This window comes from Paenibacillus nuruki, assembly GCF_001721045.1.
Taxonomy (GTDB): domain Bacteria; phylum Bacillota; class Bacilli; order Paenibacillales; family Paenibacillaceae; genus Saccharibacillus; species Saccharibacillus nuruki.
Genome location: NZ_MDER01000070.1, coordinates 85,810 through 107,085, shown reverse-complemented (window position 1 = coordinate 107,085; position 21,276 = coordinate 85,810). Strand labels below are relative to the sequence as shown.

Below are 21,276 nucleotides of genomic sequence, written 5' to 3'. Positions count from 1 at the left end.
ACCCATTTCTTACTTCTGATAAGAGTGATAAATAGAGGTTATCTTATCGGGTTAGCACATAAGATGCTCACACCAATATATAACCTCTTTTACCATTTTCAATCTTTTACTATAGATTCAATCCAAATATTATTTTAAGTTCTCTGGATTAAGAGCTTCCAATTCTGGTAAAACAAAGATTCCATCTTTACGAATCAATACATCGTCAAAATAAATCTCACCGCCACCGTATTCTGGACGTTGAATAAATACAAGATCCCAGTGAATCGAAGAACGATTACCGTTATCTGTTTCTTCATACGCTTGTCCTGGTGTGAAGTGGAAGCTACCTGCGATTTTCTCGTCAAACAAAATATCATTCATTGGATGCAAAATGTGTGGATGGAATCCAATCGCAAATTCTCCGATATGACGAGCACCATCATCTGAATCCAAAATGCTATTTAATTTCTCTGTATCATTACTTGTTGCTTCAACAATTTTACCATTTTCAAAACGGAATGTGATGCCTTCAAACGTCGTTCCATTATATACAGTTGATGTGTTGTAGCTAATAACGCCGTTAACTGAATCACGAACCGGCGCGCTGAATACTTCACCATCAGGAATATTACGTTGACCAGAACATTTTTTAGCACCGATGTTTTTGATAGAGAAGCTCAAATCTGTATTTTTACCGACTAGGCGTACTTTATCTGTACGAGTCATCAATTGTTCCAAAGCATCTTGAGCTTTATCCATTTTAGCGTAATCTAGATTACATACATCAAAATAGAAATCTTCAAATGCTTCTGTGCTCATACCTGCGAGTTGCGCCATACTTGCATTTGGATAACGAAGAACAACCCATTTAGTATGTTTAACACGTTGCTCACTATGAACCGCATGTTGATAAATGCTGTTATATAGCTTTTGCTTGTCATCAGGAACATCGGATAGATCATTAATATTCTCACCTGCACGAATACCGATATACCCTTGCATCTGCTTCATACGTTCCAGATCAAGTGCAGCCCATGTATTCATACTTGCTTCTGTTGCATTCATCAACATAGCACGTTGTACTTTGCGATCTGTTAATTGAACAAAAACATTACCGCCTCTTTCGCCAATCGCATGAATCACTGCGTTCAGTAGATCACGCTCTGTACCGATCATTTCGACCAATACATTTTCGCCTGGTTGTACATCAATTGAATATTCAACCAAATTTTTGGCTAATACTTTTACTCTAGGATCTTGCATAGTATATCTTCCCCTCTTGGTGTTTTTTTCAAAACATTTTTTTGAACAACGGTTAATTATTCAAAAAATATTGTATCACGATGTTAAGTTTCTTGTCTTCATCTGCCCTTATAAAATAAAAAGTAGCTCTATGATCTATAGCTATTCGCCATATACCGTTAGAACTACCCTTTGGTTATTCTCTTGGACTCTCATCAATACATATACGATTCCGTCCACTTTTTTTCGCTTGATACAGTGCCATATCTGCACGATAGAACAAAGATTCTACACTGACTTTTTGATCTTCTCGATCCCACGCAGCAATTCCGCAAGAAACGGTTACGGTTGGATGAGTTTCATTTTCGATTTTTTCACGAATACGTTCAGCGATCACTTCTGTCTTCTCTGCATCAATCTGTGGGAAATACACGGCTAACTCTTCTCCGCCCCATCTTGCCGCAATATCACCTTCACGAATAGAAGACTGAATGATTAAGCTCACCTGTTTGAGAATCTCATCACCGATCTGGTGACCGTACGTATCATTTACCTGTTTAAATTTATCAATATCTACCATTAGCAAAGCACCGCTATCCTCTTTACTTTGATAGCTTTGAATCTTTTCATCCAGATAGCGACGTAGATACAACCCTGTAAGCGCGTCACGGCTTGCCATACGTCTTACTTCATCATGTAGGGTTGCATTATCAACCGCGAGCCCAATATGCGTTGTAATGACTTGTAGCAGCTTAAAATTGCCATATGAAAAATAATGACTTTTCCGGTGGCCCAAAAAGATCGATCCTTTGACTTCGCCACCACCGATTAAAGGAGAAGCAATCATTGAGCAAGAACCCGATGCATTCATAAATAAAGATTCCAGACTGGGATTGTTACAATAATCTGATAAAATCACCGGTTCTTTGGTACGGTAAAGTAAACCGGTATATCCATGATCTTTGCCTACTGACTTACCTTCCATACTTGGAACGTTGCCTGTTACGACTTCGAACTGTTCGGTTTCTGGATTCAGATGGAGTACAGCCACCGTTTCTGCTTTGAATACGTCTAATAACTCTTTGCCTGCGATATCAAAAATTTCATTCAATTGCAGACTTTGATTTAACCTTCTAGTGATTTCATTGATCAAACGTAGATCTTCATTGAGCAATTGCGATTGTTCGTATAATTTAGCATTTTCAAATGTACGTCCAGCCGCTTCTGCCATAATGCGCATCAGTTCAATATCTTCTTCTTCTAAAGGATAATCAGACAACAAATGAAAAACGCCATAGATCGCTTGCTTGCCACTTAAAGGAATCGCTACTTCCATTCGATCAGACAGCCCTGAGGATTCTGAATGCACTTCAATCAAGGGCTGACCTGCTGTAAAAGCACGTACACACATATCCTCTTTAGGATTTTGCAATAATAAAGGTTTTACTTTGGGATTGTTACTCTTATTGTCCTGAGATACCAGCAATTCAAATTCGACTTGCGGATACATCTGACCCACAATAGCAAACAGTTCTGTAATCAACGCATCCACTTCAAATTTGTCATGCATACGTTGGATGACTTGAAATAAGACGGAACGGCGCTGAGCTTCACGTTCTGCCAGCGTTTTGGAATGTAGCATATCGGCTATAAATGTATATTCAAAACGCCGATAAAATAAACTTTTATAATGTAAAACAAGCATGTTAATTTCTTCTTTAGATAACAACTGGGATTGATTACATAATTGAATACAACCCATCATTGCAAATGGTTTTTGATGATGACGTGTATAAATAGGAACAATCGTGAACTGATACTGTTCCTGTTGATATTCAATAAGATGCTCATTAGAGATTGAACGATCTAAGACTGCTATATCTATCTGTGGTATCAAGTGATCACTTGTCTGATCTCCGCCTATATATTTATGCATATGGTTAAATAAAAACCAATGTGCATTACCTATCCGTGTTTGAGAACTATTCTGTTGTTGCCAATCACTAAGGCTTTCTTGCAACAACGGTTCGATATACGGAAAATCTTCAGGACTAATATCCAGATTTTGAAGCCAGAATGTGTTATCAGTAGTTGATACGACCGGATAGGAGGCATGTCCTTGTTCGGTACGCCAGGCTTGCACCGGATAATTCCATTGATTGTCTGACATATAAAATGCCTCCTCTCACAACGAATGTAAGTCACTAAATGTCTTAACATTAATACACCCATTCTACAATTTTATACTATAGTTTGCACTCAATATTTAAATTCAACAACACCTCCATAAAATTTTACATAAACAATATTTACAAACCTATTGACGACAGATGATTGTTTCCTATATAATTTATTATTGATGAAGACTGGATAGACTTTAATTTGGGGTAACGTTGTTTCACCCTCACGCTTTTTGTTGCTAGCAAGACTGCGGCTGAACATTTTTGCTAGTAGTACGCTTCCTATCCAAGCCTACGACAAACAAAACGCGGCAACATGAATCACAGACCCAAAGCCCCGGAATGTTTATTTTCAAAATAAAACTTTAATTACGAAGGAGCTTATTATAAATGTCACGTTACACTGGTCCTAAATTTAAATTAAGTCGTCGTCTTGGTATTTCCCTAAGCGGCAATGGTAAAGATTTGAAACGTCCTTTCCCTCCAGGTCAACACGGAGCGAACCAACGTCGTAAAATGAGTAACTATGGTATGCAATTACAAGAAAAACAAAAATTGCGTCACATGTATGGTTTGGGCGAAAAACAATTCCGTACTTTGTTCTCTAAAGCTCAAAAAATTCAAGGTATTGCTGGTGAAAACTTCATGTTCTTGCTAGAAAGCCGCTTGGATAACTTGGCTTACCGTATTGGTTTTGCTAACAGCCGCGCTGGAGCACGTCAATTGGTATCCCACGGTCATATCACTGTTAACGGTAAAAAAGTAGATATCGCTTCTTACTCCGTAAAACCAGGTGATGTTATTGGTCTTCGTGAAAGAAGCCGTAGCTTGTCTTCTGTTAAAGAAGCTATCGAAAACCGTTCACACTTGCCTGCTTATGTTGAGTACAACGAAAACGCTGTTGAAGGTAAATATATCCGTTTGCCAGAGCGTTCTGAATTGTCTCAAGAAATCGACGAAAAACAAATCGTTGAGTTCTACAACCGTTAAGATTTAAGTCCAAAGCTATCAGAGTTCGCTCTGATAGCTTTTTTATTTGTCTATATACGTGAATATAGCAAACCCCCATCAGTAATCACCGATGGGGGTTTTATATTTCTTTTATTATATGATCTCACCCTATTAAATGTTATTAAGTTCGGAACTTGGAAATCAATTCATTTAAAGAATCCGAGACTGCATCTAATGATTGCGCAGAAGCTTCAAGTTTCTGTAACGATTGCGATTGTTGTGTAGAACGTTCTGTTGCACTGGCTGCTCGTACTGCTGAAGATTTAGCAATATCAGCTAGATTATTGAGAGAAGCAGTAACTTCTTCTGCTCCAGCTGACATCTGCTCGGATGCAGAAGATACTTCTTGAATCTCACCCGCTACACTTTCGATATCCTCACTAATCGAAGCAAACATCTGCTTCGTATCTTCGAGCATCGTAATTCCTTCTGTGACTTGTAAAGATCCGTCTTTCATCCCACTGACTACCGCAGACGTCTCTGCTTGCATAGAAACGATCTGCTCTGTAATCAACTTGGCAGAGTCTCCAACATTATTAGCTAGATTACTGATCTCTGAGGCTACTACAGCGAACCCTCGACCTGCTTCTCCTGCTCGCGCCGCTTCAATAGAAGCATTTAACGCCAGCAATGTAGTCTGCTTGTTAATCGATTGAATCATATCTATAATACTGCTGATTTGTTGAGAGCGTTCATTAAGCGAAGCTGCCATACGTCCTGCTTCATCCATTACTTCTTTGGCTCTATCAATCTGCTCTACTGCTTTGTTCAGACGATTATTCCCTTGTTCAGCTTTCTGTTCAATCACAACTGTAGCTTCCGATACTTCTTGTACCGATTCAGCGATCCGTTGTACGCCAATAGCCATTTCTTCCATTGCGACTGTACTTTCATCTGCTGCTTTTAACTGCAAGTCGGCTCCATTTTCCATCTCATGCAATTCTTTTACATTATGCCCTGCATCGGTTGCCGCCATAGCTGAATCTTGAGCAATCTGAGCTGCGGCATTTTGAACCATAGTGGATTGTTGATTAAGATGCGCCATGATCCCACTTGTCGATTCTAATACTTTATTAAATTCGGTAGCCATTTGTCCAAATTCATCGGCTCGTTGATTAGACAAGCGTTCAGAATAATCGCCTACAGCCATTTTACGACTTACGTCTACTACTTTACGTGTTTCACGAATCAGTCCTATATTATTCCACAAAATAGCAGCACTAATTACAATAATACCTATGGCTCCTACAATCAGTAGAATATGTAACAATTCTTGAGTTGGCTGTTTAATTTCAGAATCCGGTAAAATAACAGCGATTTTCCAACCTGTCTCTGCAACAGTTGCATAGAAAATCGTATTCAACTCTCCTTGAATATTTAATACGGTATTGCCTGTTTGATTTTTGTTCATCAAATTAGCTACGGTTTGAATACCATCTATTTTCTCATCTTGTAACAGAGTATCTTCTACAATCTCTTTTCTTCCACTTGCAAGTACTTCACCTTTACTACTGATTAAGAATGCACGACCCGCTGTGCCTATTTTGAGATTGTTAATATAATCTTTAATATTATTCATACTCACATCGGCGGCTACTATTCCTAATACTTGTCCATCATTATTACGAATCGTTTTCCCTGCTGTAATCATCTTCATTTTGCTCACAGAATCGGTAAAAGGTTCTGTATAATAAATCTTATCAAAATTGTTCAGTGTACCTGTATAGTAAGGCTGTGTTAAATAATCATAAGCTGGATCATCATATTCTGTGGTGGTGTTGATTTTGTCTCCATCTCGTACCGCATATATCGAACGATACTTTACCCCTTTTTCATACGCATTCTCAGCAAAGAAAATACCAGTTCCATACGTAAATGAACTTAACATTTGCCAGCGTTCTGCTAGCTTAAAATAGTCAGGAACGCTAATTGTATTCCCTAACTCTCCAGTAGCGGCGGCGAGTGATGATACAATCATTGAATTCTGTTTTAACTGACTGTTTAAATTTTCATTCAAGCCTGTTAATGTTGTTGCAGCATTAGTGTTGATTTCGGTATTGAGTTTTTGTTTGGCAAATTGATACGATAGCGCACTAATGAGCACAAGAGCAATAATAACAATCGGGAGTAGCGTTAACAATGTGCGAGCTTGGATGCTTTTAAACTTAAATCTACGCAATGTAATTACCTATCCTCTCTATATCTATAATAAAATCCACATTCTACTTATATCGACAAATTGATACATAAAGTTAACAGTTTCATTTTGAGATATTGAACGAACAATAGATAAAATAAGGAGTATATGCTCAAAAGTCTATAAACAAGTACAACAAAAAACCTTTATCATCACCGAAGCGATCATAAAGGTTTTTGTTTTGGATTAAGCTGGATTAAGCTTTTTTGATTTTAGCAAACTTACGTTTACCTACTTGAACAATATCACCATCAGCTAGTTCAATACTTGCATTTACATCATCATGCTTTTGTTCGTTGATTTTGAGTGCACCTTGTTGAATACTGCGTCTAGCCTCACTCGTAGATGTTGCAAATCCAAGCGTCATTACCAGTTTGATCAGCCCGATTTGTCTATTTTCTAGTACACTCTCGTCCAGTACTACTTCTTGAATATCATCAGGTAATGCACGTTGTTGGAATACAGTTACAAAGTGATTTTTTGCAGCTACTCCTGCTTCTTCATTATGGAACATACGTACATAATTTTGTGCCAGATTCATTTTGGCATCACGTGGATGTACAGAACCATCTGCAAGCCCTGCTTTGAGTGTAGCCAAATCTTCATTCGAAATATCTGTTGTTAACTCATAGTACTTAAGCATCAATTCATCCGGCACACTCATTGATTTACCAAAGATTTCGTTCGGCTCTTCATCAATGCCAATGTAGTTACCCAGACTTTTACTCATTTTTTGAACACCATCTAGACCTTCGATAATAGGTAAAGTAATCGCAACTTGAGTAGCTTTACCGTATTCTTTTTGCAGTGTACGTCCCATCAATAAGTTAAACTTCTGATCGGTACCCCCAATTTCAATATCACTTTCAAGAGCTACCGAATCCATACCTTGCATTAGTGGGTAGAAAAATTCGTGAATACTGATCGGCTGACCGCCCTGGTAACGCTTCGTAAAATCATCACGCTCTAGCATACGGGCTACTGTAACTTTGGCTGCCAAATTTACCACATCGGCAAAATTCATCGGACTTAGCCATTCTGAGTTAAAGTATACTTTCATTTTACTTGGATCAAGGATTTTGGTGATCTGTTCTTTGTATGTCTCTGCATTGTGTTTAACCTGTTCTTCTGTTAATTGCTTACGTGTCTCTGACTTCCCTGTAGGATCACCAATACGTCCTGTAAAGTCACCGATAATTAATTGAACATGATGTCCCAATTCTTGAAATTGACGTAATTTCTGCAAAACAACAGTATGACCGATATGAATATCCGGTGCAGATGGATCTAGACCTAATTTGACTGTTAATGGCTTGCCTGTTGCTACAGACTTGATCACTTTCTGACGTAATGCATCTTCAGGAATAATCTCTGCTGTTCCTCGCTGAATCACACTTAATTGCTTTTCGACTTCTGCTTGTTGCGCTGACGTTAATTCTTCCCATTTCATTATTCATTTGCTCCCTTATTCGATAGTATACGGATCACTTCCGCTGGAGTGCCTGCTTGAAAATGCGCATCAAAAAAGACCTACCCATCCCCATAAAGGGACGAGCAGGCCTCGCGTTACCACCCTAATTAGAAGACTGATCCTATACCTATATTGATAAAATCATAAGATATATTCAGCTTCTCACTTCATTGTATATAACGGAATCTTCATTCCGGCTTGATATTATCAATAGAACTACTAATATCAAACGACTCCAGACCTGTAATTCAAAGGAAGTCCGCTTGCCGATTTGCACCAACCATCGGTTCTCTGAGAACGGTAATCTCCACTTCTACTGGGTGTCTTTCTTCGTCTTTGTGTTATGTAATTGTAGATTGCTTCAACGTATCACTTTTATAACATACCTTTTACAAACAAGTCAATGCTTGTTCACATCCGACTTTGTGCCCATCCTGCTTTTATCGGTCATAAGAAACTGATTATAGCGTAATTTTTATGATATAATAGTGGCTGGTAAAAGGGGGAAGTTACATGGCTGAAAAGAAGGACAAGCGTCCAACAAATAAGTCCACTAGCAAGCATGCTAGATTCCGCAAATTACTCACTATTTTGAAATGGGTAGTTATTGCTGGGTTTGCCATTTGCCTGTTTGGTGGAGGTATTTTGATGGGCTACGTTTCTTCGATTGTAAAAGACGAACCGGTGCGTTCGCGTGAAGAAATAGTCAAAAAAATCAACGAAAATGCAGTGACCGGTTTTGCTTATTTTAATGACGGTTCCCCGATCGGACAACTTCGTACAGAAGAAGATCGTCGATTGGTGACTTATGAACAGATTCCTCAACCTGTCATCGACGCCATTATTTCCATAGAAGATAATCATTTTTATGAACATAAAGGTGTTGACATGAATGGTACGCTGCGTGCTGTCAAACAGCGTGTACTGAATGAATCCGTCCAAACCGGAGGTAGTACACTTACACAGCAATTGTCGAGACGGGTCTTTTTGAACTTGGACAAAACAGATGATCGCAAAATTAAAGAAATGTTGCTTTCTCTTCGGATCGAGCGCTTTATGACCAAAAATGAAATTTTGACTGCTTATTTGAACAAAATGCCTTTTGGTAAAGGTTCAAGCGGATACAATATTTTTGGGATCAAAGCAGCAGCTAAAGGTATTTTTGCTGTAAACGATCTCAGTAAAATCAATATCGCTGAAGCCGCTTATATTGCAGGTCTACCTCAATTGCCAACTGCTTACTCTGCTTTTGACAGTAGCGGGAAATTCAATGAAAAAGGATTTAAACGTGCAGTCGGCAGACAACAACTGGTTCTTGAACGAATGAAAGAACTAGGTAAAATTACAGCCAGTGAATATAATGAAGCAATTAACTTTGATCTCAAAAGTTCACTCGCCAAACCAACAGCCAAAGCGTATTCTCAATATCCTTACTTAATGATGGAAATTGAACGACAAGGCGCGCAAACAATTGTAAAAATGGAAAATCCAGATTTGGATATGTCCACTCTGTCTTCTGAAGAACGAAATCAACTGTTTGAAGATGCACGTCAGAAATTGTTAACTGGTGGTTATCGTGTCTATACAACGATTAACAAAACAGTCTATAACACGATGCATGAAGTCGCTGAAGATAGTAGTAATTTCTCACCCGACAGTAATACCAAAGGCAAAGAGCAAACTGCGGCTATGATGATTAATCATAAGACAGGCGCTATTCTTGGTATGATTGAAGGTCGTAGCTTCCAGGAAGAACAGATGAATTATGCTACTCAGATGACAAGGCAACCGGGTTCTACAATGAAGCCGATCGCTGCTTATCTGCCTGCTCTAGACGCAGGTCTGGTGCAACCGGCAAGTATTCTGGATGATGCACCAATTATTTTGAAAGACGGCGGTAAAGGCTATCATATCCCTGCAAACGCGAACGGACGCTATCAAGGTCTAGTCACTGCTCGGACTGCATTAGATGAATCGCTAAATATACCTGCCCTCAAATTATTTAATCAAAAAGTAGGTATTGATAAAGCTTGGGCATTTTCCAAAAAATTAGGTATCACTACGATTCAAGATACCGATTACTCTGCTCAAACCGGAGTACTGGGCGGTCTTAAATATGGAGTGACTGTAGAAGAATTAACCAATGCCTATGGCTCCATTCCGAATCAAGGGATATTTAATGATGCTTATATGATCGATAAAATTGTTGATCCGTATAACAAAATCGTTTACAAACACAAAGCTGATCCACAACGAGTCTTTTCGAAGCAAACCGCTTATCTTATGACCGATATGCTTCGCAGTGTTATCACAGATTCTCGTGGTACAGGTAGAACGATGCAGACCTTATTTAATAAATACGGAAAAATACCGATTGTCGGTAAAACCGGTTCTACTCAGAACTATGCTGATGTCTGGTTTATGGGCTTCACACCGGATATCACACTTGGTGTATGGGCAGGTTATCGTGAGCCTGTAAATACCTTGTCCGAGGATGGTAAAAAGCGTGCTCGTACCTTATGGGCAACGATTATGAACAAAGTTACTGATAGTGATCCCGAGTTGTTCAAAACCGATGCTTTTAAAAAGCCAGATGGTATTGTCACACAGACAGTGTCTGGATTTAGTGGTAAATTACCAACATCGGCTACACGACAATCCGGTAATCTAGTGACCGATATTTTCAATGCTAAATATGTACCTAAAGACTTTGATGATGGTGTAGCTTATGCGAAATATATTACGTACAATGGCGTAAATTATATTCCTCAAGATAGCACACCTGATGATATGGTCAATCAACGTACAGTGGTTAAACGGGAAATGCCTATTTCAGAATTAATCAAAGATCTGCAACATGCTCTAGCTAATATGTCAGGTCCTAAATATGCGCTATGGCGTTATCTTCCTGAAGATGCAGGTGCAGATGCTCCAACCCGGATCGATCCAAGGCAAGATGATGGTGGGTCACCAAATCCACCATCTAATGTGCGCTTATCGACCAGTGGTAGCGATGCACGAATTACCTTTAACTCAGGTGGTTCAGGAGATGTGGTAGGTTACCGTCTGTACCGTTCATCCGGTGATGGTTCTTATCAATATCAGAAGTCTGCACAGCTAGGCAGTAGTCAATTTAACTCATTTGTATCTGCAAATGGTAACTTCTCTTTCTATGTAACAGCCGTAGATGTCGGCGGACATGAATCGAGTCCAAGTAATACGGCGGATTACAGTGCAGCACCTGTACCGGTAGAAGAGCCAGATGAAGGCACTTTATTACCAGATGGAACGACTGAAGAACCTGCAACGGATGGCACGACGCCACCAGCAGAAGGCGAATCGACTGAGCCTGCTACAACTACCGAAGAAGCGGCTCCTGCTAAAGCAAAAGCAGCGCCTTCGGCTCCGTCTTCACTTAGCGCTAAAGGCGCAGGTAAAAGTGCAGTCGTGATCTCTTGGGGCGCTCCATCGCAGACTGCCACTAATTACAAAGTATACTTTAGCAAAACAAGTGGGGGTCCGTATAATCTAGCTGGATCAACACCGGATACCAAGTTCCAATATAATTCCAGTCGCAAAATTGATGGTTGGTTTTATGTAGTAGCTGTTAATGAAAGTGGTTCTTCTTCTCCATCATCACCTGTTCAGTATAAAGGGAAATAAACTAAAAATAGATTGATTGAACAGCGAGTACCGATTTAATATTTATCGGTACTCGCTGTTTTTCTTTTATTAAAAATTGTAATCAACCATTAATATCTATCAAGTTAGTTCCGTTGGGTAGGTATAGTCTAAAGATATAACAAAAAAAGCATCTTCTCCTTAAAGGAAAAGATGCTTTTGATTATTGCGGATATTCAATATTAGTTTAATTGATTGACAGACAAGCGTAGGATGGTTTCATGTGGCAAAATAACACGAGTGTTCTCTACGTTTTCTTTTTTCATCAACTTCGTTAGCAAACGCATAGCTACAGCACCTAGATCATACATCGGTTGAGCTACAGTCGTTAACTGTGGACGTACCATCGAAGCTAGACGAATATTATCTACCGAAATAATAGAGAAATCGTCTGGTACTTTCAAGCCTTCATCTTGAATGCTGTGAATCGCACCAATCGCCATTTCATCTGTTGCTGCAAAAATAGCCGTTGGGCGCTTTTTCAGACCGATAAAATATTTCATAGCTTCTACGCCAGATTCGTAACGATAATTACCGATACGTACCCAGTCTTCTTTATATTCAATATTTGCTGCTTCTAATGCTTTTTTGTATCCTTGGAAACGAGAATATCCATTTGCAGGATCTTGCAATGTACCACTGATCATTGCAATTTCGCGATGTCCATGACGAATCAATGTATTCACAGCATCAAAAGCAGCTGCTTCATGATCGATATCTACAGATGGAATCAATCCATTCTCATCACGAGTGGCACACAAAACGATAGGTACAGCTGAAGATTGGAATGCTTGCAAATGATCTTCTGTAACGGTTCCGCCCATAAATAACAGACCATCTACTTGCTTCTCTAGCAATGTATTCACTACACGAATTTCTTTTTCTTTTTTCTTATCTGCATTACAAAGAATAATATTGTAATGATACATATTTGCGATATCTTCTATCCCGCGTGCAATTTCTGCAAAGATAGAATTTGAGATATCCGGGATAACAACGCCTACTGTTGTTGTTTTCTTACTAGCAAGTCCACGTGCTACTGCGTTAGGGCGATAACCCAGACGCTCGATCGCTTCATAAACTTTTTTGCGCGTTTGCGGCTTCACGTTGGGATTATTATTCACTACACGAGATACTGTAGCCATAGATACTCCAGCTTCACGTGCCACATCGTAAATGGTTACTGTCACGGTCCTTCTCTCCATTACCAATAAATTTTCTTCATGTTTTCAAGAATTTGCTTCATTTTTCATTTAGATTCATGATACGCTAAAATACTATGACTTGCAATCATTGGTTATCGCTTAAGATAGCGCTTCACGTAGCGAACTGACTGTAATCTTAGAATGAGAGGTGTTCCAGATCGGCTCGCCATTTTTAACCAAAATCACTTGAGGTGATTCGTGCTTCAATTGCAGACTTTCTGCTACAGCGTTAGATACATCGCGATTCTCCACTACATAGACCAAACCATAATCAACATCTTCGCTTGGATTACTTTCCAAATACGATTTAAATTCATTATAAGCGCCAGCGCTAATCGGACAACGAGTACTATGTTTAAAAACAAGCAGTGGTTTTTGTGTTGTATGATTCAATGCTTCTTGTAACTGATCGGTTGTAGTCATCTGAGTTACACTTGCCATTATGCACACATCCCCTTTTGCTATTAATTAATGTAAGAACGTTTTCATGAATAACTATCATAAGTATCTTAACAAATAACAGTGTAAAAATCCATTTTTTTGTCATTGTTAACGTTTTTTTAGCTGAATTTAATGAAATGTAATTTTCATAATCACTTTCTTTTCATAGTTATACCATTGCTTTTCATTTGACCTCTTTTGATCCATGTTCATTATTTTGATACAATGAAGCCGAATAAACGCAGTTGAGCTATCGGTATGATGATCATTAATCAATATAATTCTGAAAGGAATGAGAATATGAGATTAGCAGGTAAAAAAGTGATTGCTTTGGTCGATGAGGAATTTGAAGATTTGGAACTATGGGTTCCTGTGTATCGTGTACGTGAAGAAGGTGCTGAAGTTCATCTAGCAGGTGCAGATCGTGGTAAAAAGTATATGGGTAAATATGGAGTTCCTGCTGAAGCAGAATATAGCTTTGACGAATTAGACAGTGCAGATTATGATGGCATTCTTGTTCCCGGAGGATGGGCACCAGATAAATTACGCCGTTATCCTAAAGTATTAGAATTGGTACGAGAAATGCATGAAGCTCGCAAGCCAATCGGTCAAATCTGTCATGCAGGTTGGGTACTAATCTCCGCAGGTATTCTGCAAGGAGTGACAGTTACTTCTACACCAGGTATTCGTGATGATATGGAAAATGCCGGTGCTACTTGGAAAGATGAAGCTGTTGTTGTAGATGGTCATATTATCTCAGCTCGTCGTCCGCCAGATCTTCCTCCGTACGGTAAAGCATTTTGTGATGCTCTAGCAGCAAAAGTGTAACTACAAATTCTCTTTTGGAACAAGCATATTAAATTGGAATAAACCATACACTCTAAAGTGATATACAAAAAAGAAGCAGACCTTAAACTACATGGTCTGCTTCTTTTTGTATCATTTGATATGGTACTTATTTATGAAGTTGAAGAAGCAAATGAAGCATCTGAATCTGTTAATGTATTCATATAGTGTTGAATGCCTTCTTCGATCGCTTGCGATGTTTTTAATTTCATCCATGACAATGCTTGATGAGAAGCTTGCTTGGAATCGGTATTCAATATGCTCTGTTTGACCCGCAATAACGATTGAGGTGACATACTTAGATGATCGACACCCATCTGTAACCAAAATGGAATCGAACGTTCATCTCCAGCCATTTCTCCGCATACACTTACAGGTATACCTTCTGCATGAGCAGCTTGAATCGTACTCCGAAGCATCCGTAGCACAGCAGGATGATACGGATTATACATATGGGCAATATGTTCATTCATACGGTCAACAGCCAGTACATACTGAACTAGATCATTGGTACCGATACTGAAAAAGTCACATTCTTCAGCCAGCAGATCAGCAATAGCAACAGCCGCAGGAATTTCGATCATAATACCGACTTGAATATCACGGTTGTATGGCATTCCACGTTGATCCAATTCATCCATTGCTTCACGGAGAATTACATTCGCTTGTTGTACTTCTTCTACCGAAGAAATCATCGGATACATAATTTTGACTGCACCATAAGCACTTGCACGTAATATCGCCAGTAATTGCGTTTTGAACAAGTCCGTATGTTCAAGACAGATTCGAATCGCTCGATAACCGAGGAAAGGATTTTCTTCTTCAGGTAATGGGAAATAATCCAGTTCTTTATCTCCACCAATATCGAGTGTGCGAATAACGACTGCTTGCCCTTTGGCTTTTTCAGCAACTAACCGATACACTTCGAATTGCTCACGTTCACTTGGAAAAGAAGTGCGATCCATATACATAAATTCAGTGCGGAATAATCCCACACCTTTGGCTCCGTTTTTCAAAGCAATATCCAGTTCTTTAATCGAGCTGATATTCGCTGAGAGACGCATAGGAACGCCATCTCTAGTAACTGAATCTACTGTAGATAACATCTCTAACTGCCGTTTACGGCGATCCTGAGCGGTTCTAATTAGCTTATAATGTTCGATTGTTTTTGGATCAGGGTGAACAATGATTTTACCATTATCTCCATCGACAATAATCATTTCACCGGTCTGAATTGGTGGATCTAATTGACTTTCCAATCCAGAGACAAGCGGAATCCCGATCGCTCTTGCCATAATAGCCGAATGAGATGTTTTTCCACCTAAAATGGTAGCAATACCGAGTACATTATGTGGATTCAAATGCACCAATTGCGAAGGTGACAATTCTTTAGCTACCAGAATATAAGGTTGTGTATCTGTAGGTAACGTCACTTCAGGCGCACCTAGTAGATGTTTGAGTAGGCGGTTACCTACATCTTTGATATCAGCAGCACGTTCTTTCATATATTCATCATCCAGTAAATCAAACATCGTTACAAAATGGTTAATCGCTTCTTGTACAGCCACTTCTGCCGCTTTGTATTGACGTTCAATAATACCGCGAATCTCATTCATAAATTCAGGATCTTCCAAAATAGCTAAATGAGCATCGAAAATGCTTGATTCTTCGGGGCCTGCGATTTCCTCGAATTCATTTTTCATGAGCTCTATTTCCGTTTTGGATGTACGAATCCCTTCATATAAACGCTCAAATTCTTGTGCAAGGTCTGTTGGATCTAGACACTGATCCGGCACATCCCATTCCCAAGTTGGTAATACAAATGCTTTTCCTATCGCTACTCCACCAGCAGCTGCAATTCCTTTGATCATGTTTAGTCCCCCCCACCGCTCTTATCATGCAATACTACCGACATTACAGCCCCTTGTCCTTTTTTCACATTTTTAAATGGAGCATAACTCCATGATCTGACACGATCAGGGTTAGTAATAACCATCGGAGTCGCAAGTGACGGTGCGTTTTTTTGCAATGTTTCCAAATCAAATTTGATCAATAACTGTCCGGCTTCGACAACATCTCCAGCAGCAACAACCGCTTCAAAACAGCCTTTTTGCTGAGAGGTATCAATACCGATATGAAGCAATATTTCAACACCTTCGGTTGTGCCAATACCTATCGCATGCATTGTAGGATACAAATGCATAATCGTTCCAGCTACCGGTGATACCAATTCACCACTTTCAGGCAAAAAGGCTACACCTTCACCGACTAATTTCCCTGCGAAAATCTGATCAGGCACTTCAGATAAAGCAATCATTTTACCTTGTACAGGTGCACAAAATTGAACATGTGTCAGATCGCGATCCATCAACTTCCGAATCTCTTCACGAATCAATTCGGAATACGTGCCGAATACGATTTGTACATTACCGCCACCTAATTTGATCAGTCCGGCTGAACCTAACGACTTCAGCGCACGACTATCTATCGCACGGTCATTGACTACCGTTAATCGCAATCTTGTAATACAAGCTTCCACTCTGACAATATTTTCTTTGCCACCTAATGCTTGCAAGATAAGCGGGGTCTGATAAGGTATATTACCCACCCAATCGCCTAATGTAGAAGCTTCTTCACGACCAGGTGTTGGAATCCTAAATCGCCGAATCGCAAAGCGGAAAATAAAGTAATATGCCAGTCCATAGGCTATTCCAATCGGAATCAACATCCATGCATTACTGGACAAATGATAATTCAGCACATAGTCGATCGCTCCTGCTGAATAAGAGAAACCATGATGAATATCTAATGCATAGGTGATCCACATCGCTAGTCCAGATAACACAATATGAATACCGAATAACCATGGCGAAGCAAATAAAAATGCAAACTCAATCTGCTCGGATACCCCTGTCAAAAAACAAACGAGCGCCGCCCGCATAAATGTTTTACGCACTTTGGGCTTCAAATCTTCACGTGCTTCTTGAATAATAGCAAGAGCTGTCGCTGGTAATGCAAACATCATCACAGGATATAAGCCTGCCATATAGATACCTGCTGTCGGATCCCCACTGAAAAATCGTGGCAAATCACCCTGAACAATATCTCCATGCGTCTCATAAGAACCAATTTGGAACCAGACAATATTATTTAATAAGTGATGCAATCCAAAAGCGGAAAGAATACGGTATAACGCTCCATATAAAAATAACCCGAACCCGCCCATCGTAGACAATCCCCAGGTGAGTCCATTTAAAAGATGTTGTAATATCGGGGCGAACCATAACATGCCATAAGCAAATACAGAAGAAAATAACCCCATAAACAGCAAAACAAAACGCGATCCGCCAAAAAACTGGATCGCTTCGGGAAGACGTACATTTTTGAATCGCCTGTACACTGCCCCGGCTATGATACCCATCATGATTCCAATCAATGTGGAAGGCTGTATCAAATCACTGCTAAAATGCTTGGTCACCTGATCATATAATGCCATTCCGGCAAAAGCGGCAAGTCCTGCGGTTCCGGCTTGATTAGCCAGTCCTAAGGCAACACCTATCGCAAAAATAAACGGTAAATAATGAAAAATACTTTGACCTGCTATCGTAGCTACCTCAGAAACGACAGGTAAGCCCCATGCTCCCCATGGAAGGCCTCCTACACTGAGCAAAATAGCCGCTGCCGGAAGTACCATGGTAGGAAGCATAATTGCTCTTCCGAACTGTTGCAGGGAACCTAGCCAATTCAACGCGCCCTCCCCCTTCCTATACCTGATGGTACGCTGTAGGCCATGTTTTGTCAAAGCGTCTCCATATGATAGGAATGCCATGATTTCCTCATTTTTATATATAACATACACCTAATTGTTCATCTATTCTATATCTATTATGCAAAAGATATCGAAAACACAAAAAAATATAGAAAAGCCTAAGATTGGATCAACCGGCTTTTCTATATTTTGATGGAGTGCTTCATTTTTATCGTATATTTCAAGACACTTATCTATAATTGATTAAGCTCGTACAGGACGTACAATCGCTTCTTCCACTTTGATACAGCGATCCATAATCATCTGGATACCCTGTTCTTCTGCTATTTGTGCGGCTTCGTTATTCACTACACCTAATTGTAACCAGATTGTCTGGGCATTGACCTCTACCGCTTCTCTAGCAATGTCTGCGCAATACTCACTACGGCGGAATACATTGACCATATCAATCGGCTCAGGAACATCTTTAAGGCTCGCATAGCAGGTTTCGCCTAGAATCTTCTGCCCTGCTGCTTGTGGATTAACAGGAATAATACGATAGCCTCGATTTTGCATCGCTGCGGATACCATATACGATGTACGATCCATTTTGTCAGATAGTCCAACCACTGCGATATTGCCTACATTTTCCAAAATCGTTTTAATTTCTTCTCGTGAAGGATTAGTAAAAGCCATCTTCATCTTCCTCCTTGATCTGTATTTAATAGAGAACAGTACGCTGATTAATTCAAGCTATACCTATTGCTTATATTAACCTTGTACCCATTCTATATTAGCGCCAAGCGCTTGGATATGATCAAAGTACTGCGGATACGACTTCGCTACATGATGAGCATCACGAATAACGATCGGTTGTTTGGCACGTAAGCCTACAATAGACAGTGCCATAATAACACGATGATCATAATGAGCATCAATCGTAACACCACCTTCTACTCCTTCAGGACGACCATGCACGATGATCTCTGCTTGACGCTCTTCTACATTAGCACCTGCTTTGCGAAGTTCTGTTAAATAGTCTGTGATCCGATCGCACTCTTTATAACGCAAATTTTCTACATTATAGAAGCGTGAAGTGCCTTCTGCAAATACAGCCGCAGCTACCATCGCAAGTACAGCATCTGTAGCCGCATCACCATCAAATTCAACCGCTTTAAGTATGCCTGTTCCTTTGACATGTACAACATCATTTTCATGAGTTAATGGAACTTGCATCATTTGTAATACATCTACGACTGCTTTTTCCCCTTGCTTACTTTCTACAGGTAAGCGATGAATAATCACATCAGACTTGGTGACTGCCGCTGCTGCAAGTACAGCTGCTGATCCCGGATAATCGCCTTGCACGGTGTAGGATTGAGCTACATATTTTTGACGACCTGGTACTTTGTAAGTCATCAAGTCTTCACTTGCTTCAATCGTAATACCAGCTTGCGCTAATACTTCAAGTGTCTGCCCTACAACGACTTTGGACTTGAGATCATGTAGTACTGTAATTTCACTATCTTCTTCTAATAAAGGAGTCAAAAATAACAATGCACTCAAATACTGCGAGCTGACACTACCCGATACAGTAATCTTGCCCCCACGCGGCTGACCTCCACGTATCTTAATCGGTAGTCTTCCATTCTGGTGTTCTACTTCGACACCTAATTGACCCAAAGATGTAATCAGATCATCATGTGGACGTTTCCCTAGTGAATCTGGATATGTATTCACAAACGTCACTTCAGGGCATAATGCAGCAATCGCCATCAAAAAGCGTAATACAGCTCCAGCATTGCCTACATTTAACTCTTTCACATCTACAGGCTTGCTCCCGAATCCAGTAATCACTATTTTCTCATCATCTTCTTCTAAAATAGCTCCCAAATCACGAATACAACGACGCATTGCATCACTATCTTCACTGTGTGCAGGGAAATGAATCGTACTTGTTCCTTCTGCTAAAGCAGCCACTAGCAAATAACGTGTAGTATAATTTTTAGAAGATAACGCTCCAATTTCTCCTTTGAGTTCAGGGGTAGGGGTAACAATAACATCCATAGTTTTCTGCTCCTTTAAATAAAATAATATTGGTCATTATAGTTATACTTCTTTTGTTTAACTCATTTTCTGTGCTATGCTGTCACTTCAATTGACAGTAAAGATCACGCTTCGGTATGATAAAGATGTTAAAAACACATTCAGAAATGAGGGTATAACCTATATGTCTAATCCTACTCAGATCGACACGGATGAACTGCGCGAACGCTTAGCGGCAGGAGAGAAATTGCAATTAATTGATGTACGTGAAGATGAAGAAGTGAACCAGGGTATGATCGATGGTGCCAAACATATTCCTTTGGGTCAAATTCCTGATCGTCTGAATGAAATCGATAAAACAATACCGACTGTTTTAATTTGTCGTAGCGGATACCGTAGCGAACGTGCCCGTGAATATCTACAACAATTAGGTTACGATCATTGCTTAAATATGTCTGGTGGTATGATTGATTGGGTTGAAAATCAATCTTAATTGAATATTCTTTATCTGTATCAAAGACTTGTTGACTTCATGTAACAAGTCTTTTACTTTCGCACCTAAACATTAAAAAGCTTGAACGCGGTAACGTGTTAAAACATGTGTAGCCACTTCATCTGGATTCAAAAGCGATGTATCTACAGTAACATGGGCAAATTCATAAGCGTGTTTACGCTGCTCCATAATACTACTGACTCGCTCATATGTGTCTCCTGCTAGTAATGGACGGTTATCGTCTCCACCTACACGTTGAACAATATGATCAATATCAGCGGTCAAACATACCACAAGCCCTTTATTGGTCATGAGCTGGCAATTGGTATCCCGCAACACTGAACCTCCGCCTGTCGACACGATTTGCCCTTTTTGCTCCAACACTTTGGCAAGCATTTGGCTTTCAAGTTCACGGAAGTACAATTCTCCTTTGGAAGCGAAAATATCCTGTACACTCATACCTTCTGATTCTGCAATCACTGCATCAATATCAACTAATGGATATTGTAATAAATCAGCTAATAATGTACCTACGGTTGTTTTGCCTGTACCCATCATTCCAACCAGAATAATATTGGAATGCAACAAATCTTTTGGTTGATGCACTATGTCTACACCTCTTTCAACAACTATGCTATTCCACCCATCATATCATAGAGGTAAAACATAAGACAATCATTCGTTTCTTCAATGTAATCCCTTTAGAAGCAGACAAAGTAGACATCAAAAAAGC

Annotated in this window: 15 protein-coding genes and 1 other annotated feature; of the genes, 4 read left to right on the top strand and 11 right to left on the bottom strand. The window is 39.7% G+C overall.

Annotated features, from left to right (window positions below; translation table 11 throughout):
• Positions 1–129 precede the first annotated feature (129 nt).
• Both PTI45_RS18295 and PTI45_RS18290 read right to left on the bottom strand, forming a co-directional pair.
• Positions 130–1,245 (bottom strand): aminopeptidase, encoded by a 1,116-nt coding sequence (locus tag PTI45_RS18295; protein ID WP_069329022.1) that lies wholly within the window; start codon positions 1,243–1,245, stop codon positions 130–132.
• A 175-nt stretch (positions 1,246–1,420) separates the two neighbouring features.
• Entirely contained in the window at positions 1,421–3,394 is a 1,974-nt protein-coding gene (locus PTI45_RS18290; protein ID WP_069329021.1) for a sensor domain-containing diguanylate cyclase, read from the bottom strand.
• 400 nt (positions 3,395–3,794) lie between these two features.
• Here PTI45_RS18290 and rpsD point away from each other — a divergent pair, with 400 nt between their 5' ends.
• Positions 3,795–4,394: a 30S ribosomal protein S4 gene (gene rpsD, locus PTI45_RS18280; protein WP_069329019.1), complete on the top strand. Its 600-nt coding sequence runs from the start codon at positions 3,795–3,797 to the stop codon at positions 4,392–4,394.
• Between the two features lie 142 nt (positions 4,395–4,536).
• Here the strand turns inward: rpsD and PTI45_RS18275 are convergent, their stop codons facing one another.
• Positions 4,537–6,594, bottom strand: a complete 2,058-nt coding sequence (locus PTI45_RS18275; RefSeq protein WP_069329018.1) for a methyl-accepting chemotaxis protein — start codon at positions 6,592–6,594, stop codon at positions 4,537–4,539.
• Between the two features lie 214 nt (positions 6,595–6,808).
• Positions 6,809–8,062 carry a tyrosine--tRNA ligase gene (tyrS, locus tag PTI45_RS18270; protein ID WP_069329017.1) on the bottom strand — a complete coding sequence of 418 codons (1,254 nt, stop codon included), beginning with the start codon at positions 8,060–8,062 and terminating at the stop codon, positions 6,809–6,811.
• A 93-nt stretch (positions 8,063–8,155) separates the two neighbouring features.
• Positions 8,156–8,423 (bottom strand) — a binding site (T-box leader).
• Positions 8,424–8,596: 173 nt separating this feature from the next.
• Here tyrS and PTI45_RS18265 point away from each other — a divergent pair.
• Positions 8,597–11,746 (top strand): transglycosylase domain-containing protein, encoded by a 3,150-nt coding sequence (locus tag PTI45_RS18265; RefSeq protein ID WP_069329016.1) that lies wholly within the window; start codon positions 8,597–8,599, stop codon positions 11,744–11,746.
• Positions 11,747–11,946: 200 nt separating this feature from the next.
• On the opposite strand, the gene ccpA is transcribed toward PTI45_RS18265, so the two are convergent.
• Together ccpA and ytxJ are read right to left on the bottom strand one after the other, a co-directional pair.
• Positions 11,947–12,954, bottom strand: coding sequence for a catabolite control protein A (gene ccpA / locus PTI45_RS18260; protein WP_069329015.1), 1,008 nt, complete (start codon positions 12,952–12,954; stop codon positions 11,947–11,949).
• 114 nt (positions 12,955–13,068) lie between these two features.
• A complete protein-coding gene (ytxJ, locus tag PTI45_RS18255) occupies positions 13,069–13,410 on the bottom strand; it encodes a bacillithiol system redox-active protein YtxJ (protein WP_069329014.1) in 342 nt (113 codons plus the stop codon).
• 300 nt (positions 13,411–13,710) lie between these two features.
• Between ytxJ and PTI45_RS18250 the strand changes: the two genes are divergently transcribed.
• Positions 13,711–14,238 carry a type 1 glutamine amidotransferase domain-containing protein gene (locus tag PTI45_RS18250; protein WP_069329013.1) on the top strand — a complete coding sequence of 176 codons (528 nt, stop codon included), beginning with the start codon at positions 13,711–13,713 and terminating at the stop codon, positions 14,236–14,238.
• 131 nt (positions 14,239–14,369) lie between these two features.
• Here the strand turns inward: PTI45_RS18250 and ptsP are convergent, their stop codons facing one another.
• The 4 genes from ptsP to aroA all read right to left on the bottom strand — a co-directional run bounded on the left by ptsP (position 14,370) and on the right by aroA (position 20,071).
• On the bottom strand, positions 14,370–16,127 hold the full coding sequence (gene ptsP / locus PTI45_RS18245) for a phosphoenolpyruvate--protein phosphotransferase (protein WP_069329012.1): 1,758 nt from the start codon (positions 16,125–16,127) through the stop codon (positions 14,370–14,372).
• A 2-nt stretch (positions 16,128–16,129) separates the two neighbouring features.
• The gene (locus PTI45_RS18240) at positions 16,130–18,004 is read right to left on the bottom strand and encodes a glucose PTS transporter subunit IIA (protein ID WP_069329011.1); all 1,875 of its coding nucleotides are present in this window, start codon (positions 18,002–18,004) and stop codon (positions 16,130–16,132) included.
• Between the two features lie 264 nt (positions 18,005–18,268).
• Complete coding sequence (locus tag PTI45_RS18235) at positions 18,269–18,700, bottom strand: CoA-binding protein (protein WP_069329010.1); 432 nt, start codon at positions 18,698–18,700, stop codon at positions 18,269–18,271.
• Positions 18,701–18,775: 75 nt separating this feature from the next.
• Entirely contained in the window at positions 18,776–20,071 is a 1,296-nt protein-coding gene (aroA, locus tag PTI45_RS18230) for a 3-phosphoshikimate 1-carboxyvinyltransferase (RefSeq protein ID WP_069329009.1), read from the bottom strand.
• A gap of 163 nt (positions 20,072–20,234) precedes the next feature.
• Between aroA and PTI45_RS18225 the strand changes: the two genes are divergently transcribed.
• Positions 20,235–20,543 carry a rhodanese-like domain-containing protein gene (locus tag PTI45_RS18225; protein ID WP_069329008.1) on the top strand — a complete coding sequence of 103 codons (309 nt, stop codon included), beginning with the start codon at positions 20,235–20,237 and terminating at the stop codon, positions 20,541–20,543.
• Between the two features lie 72 nt (positions 20,544–20,615).
• Here the strand turns inward: PTI45_RS18225 and PTI45_RS18220 are convergent, their stop codons facing one another.
• A complete protein-coding gene (locus tag PTI45_RS18220) occupies positions 20,616–21,149 on the bottom strand; it encodes a shikimate kinase (protein ID WP_241669243.1) in 534 nt (177 codons plus the stop codon).
• Positions 21,150–21,276 lie beyond the last annotated feature (127 nt).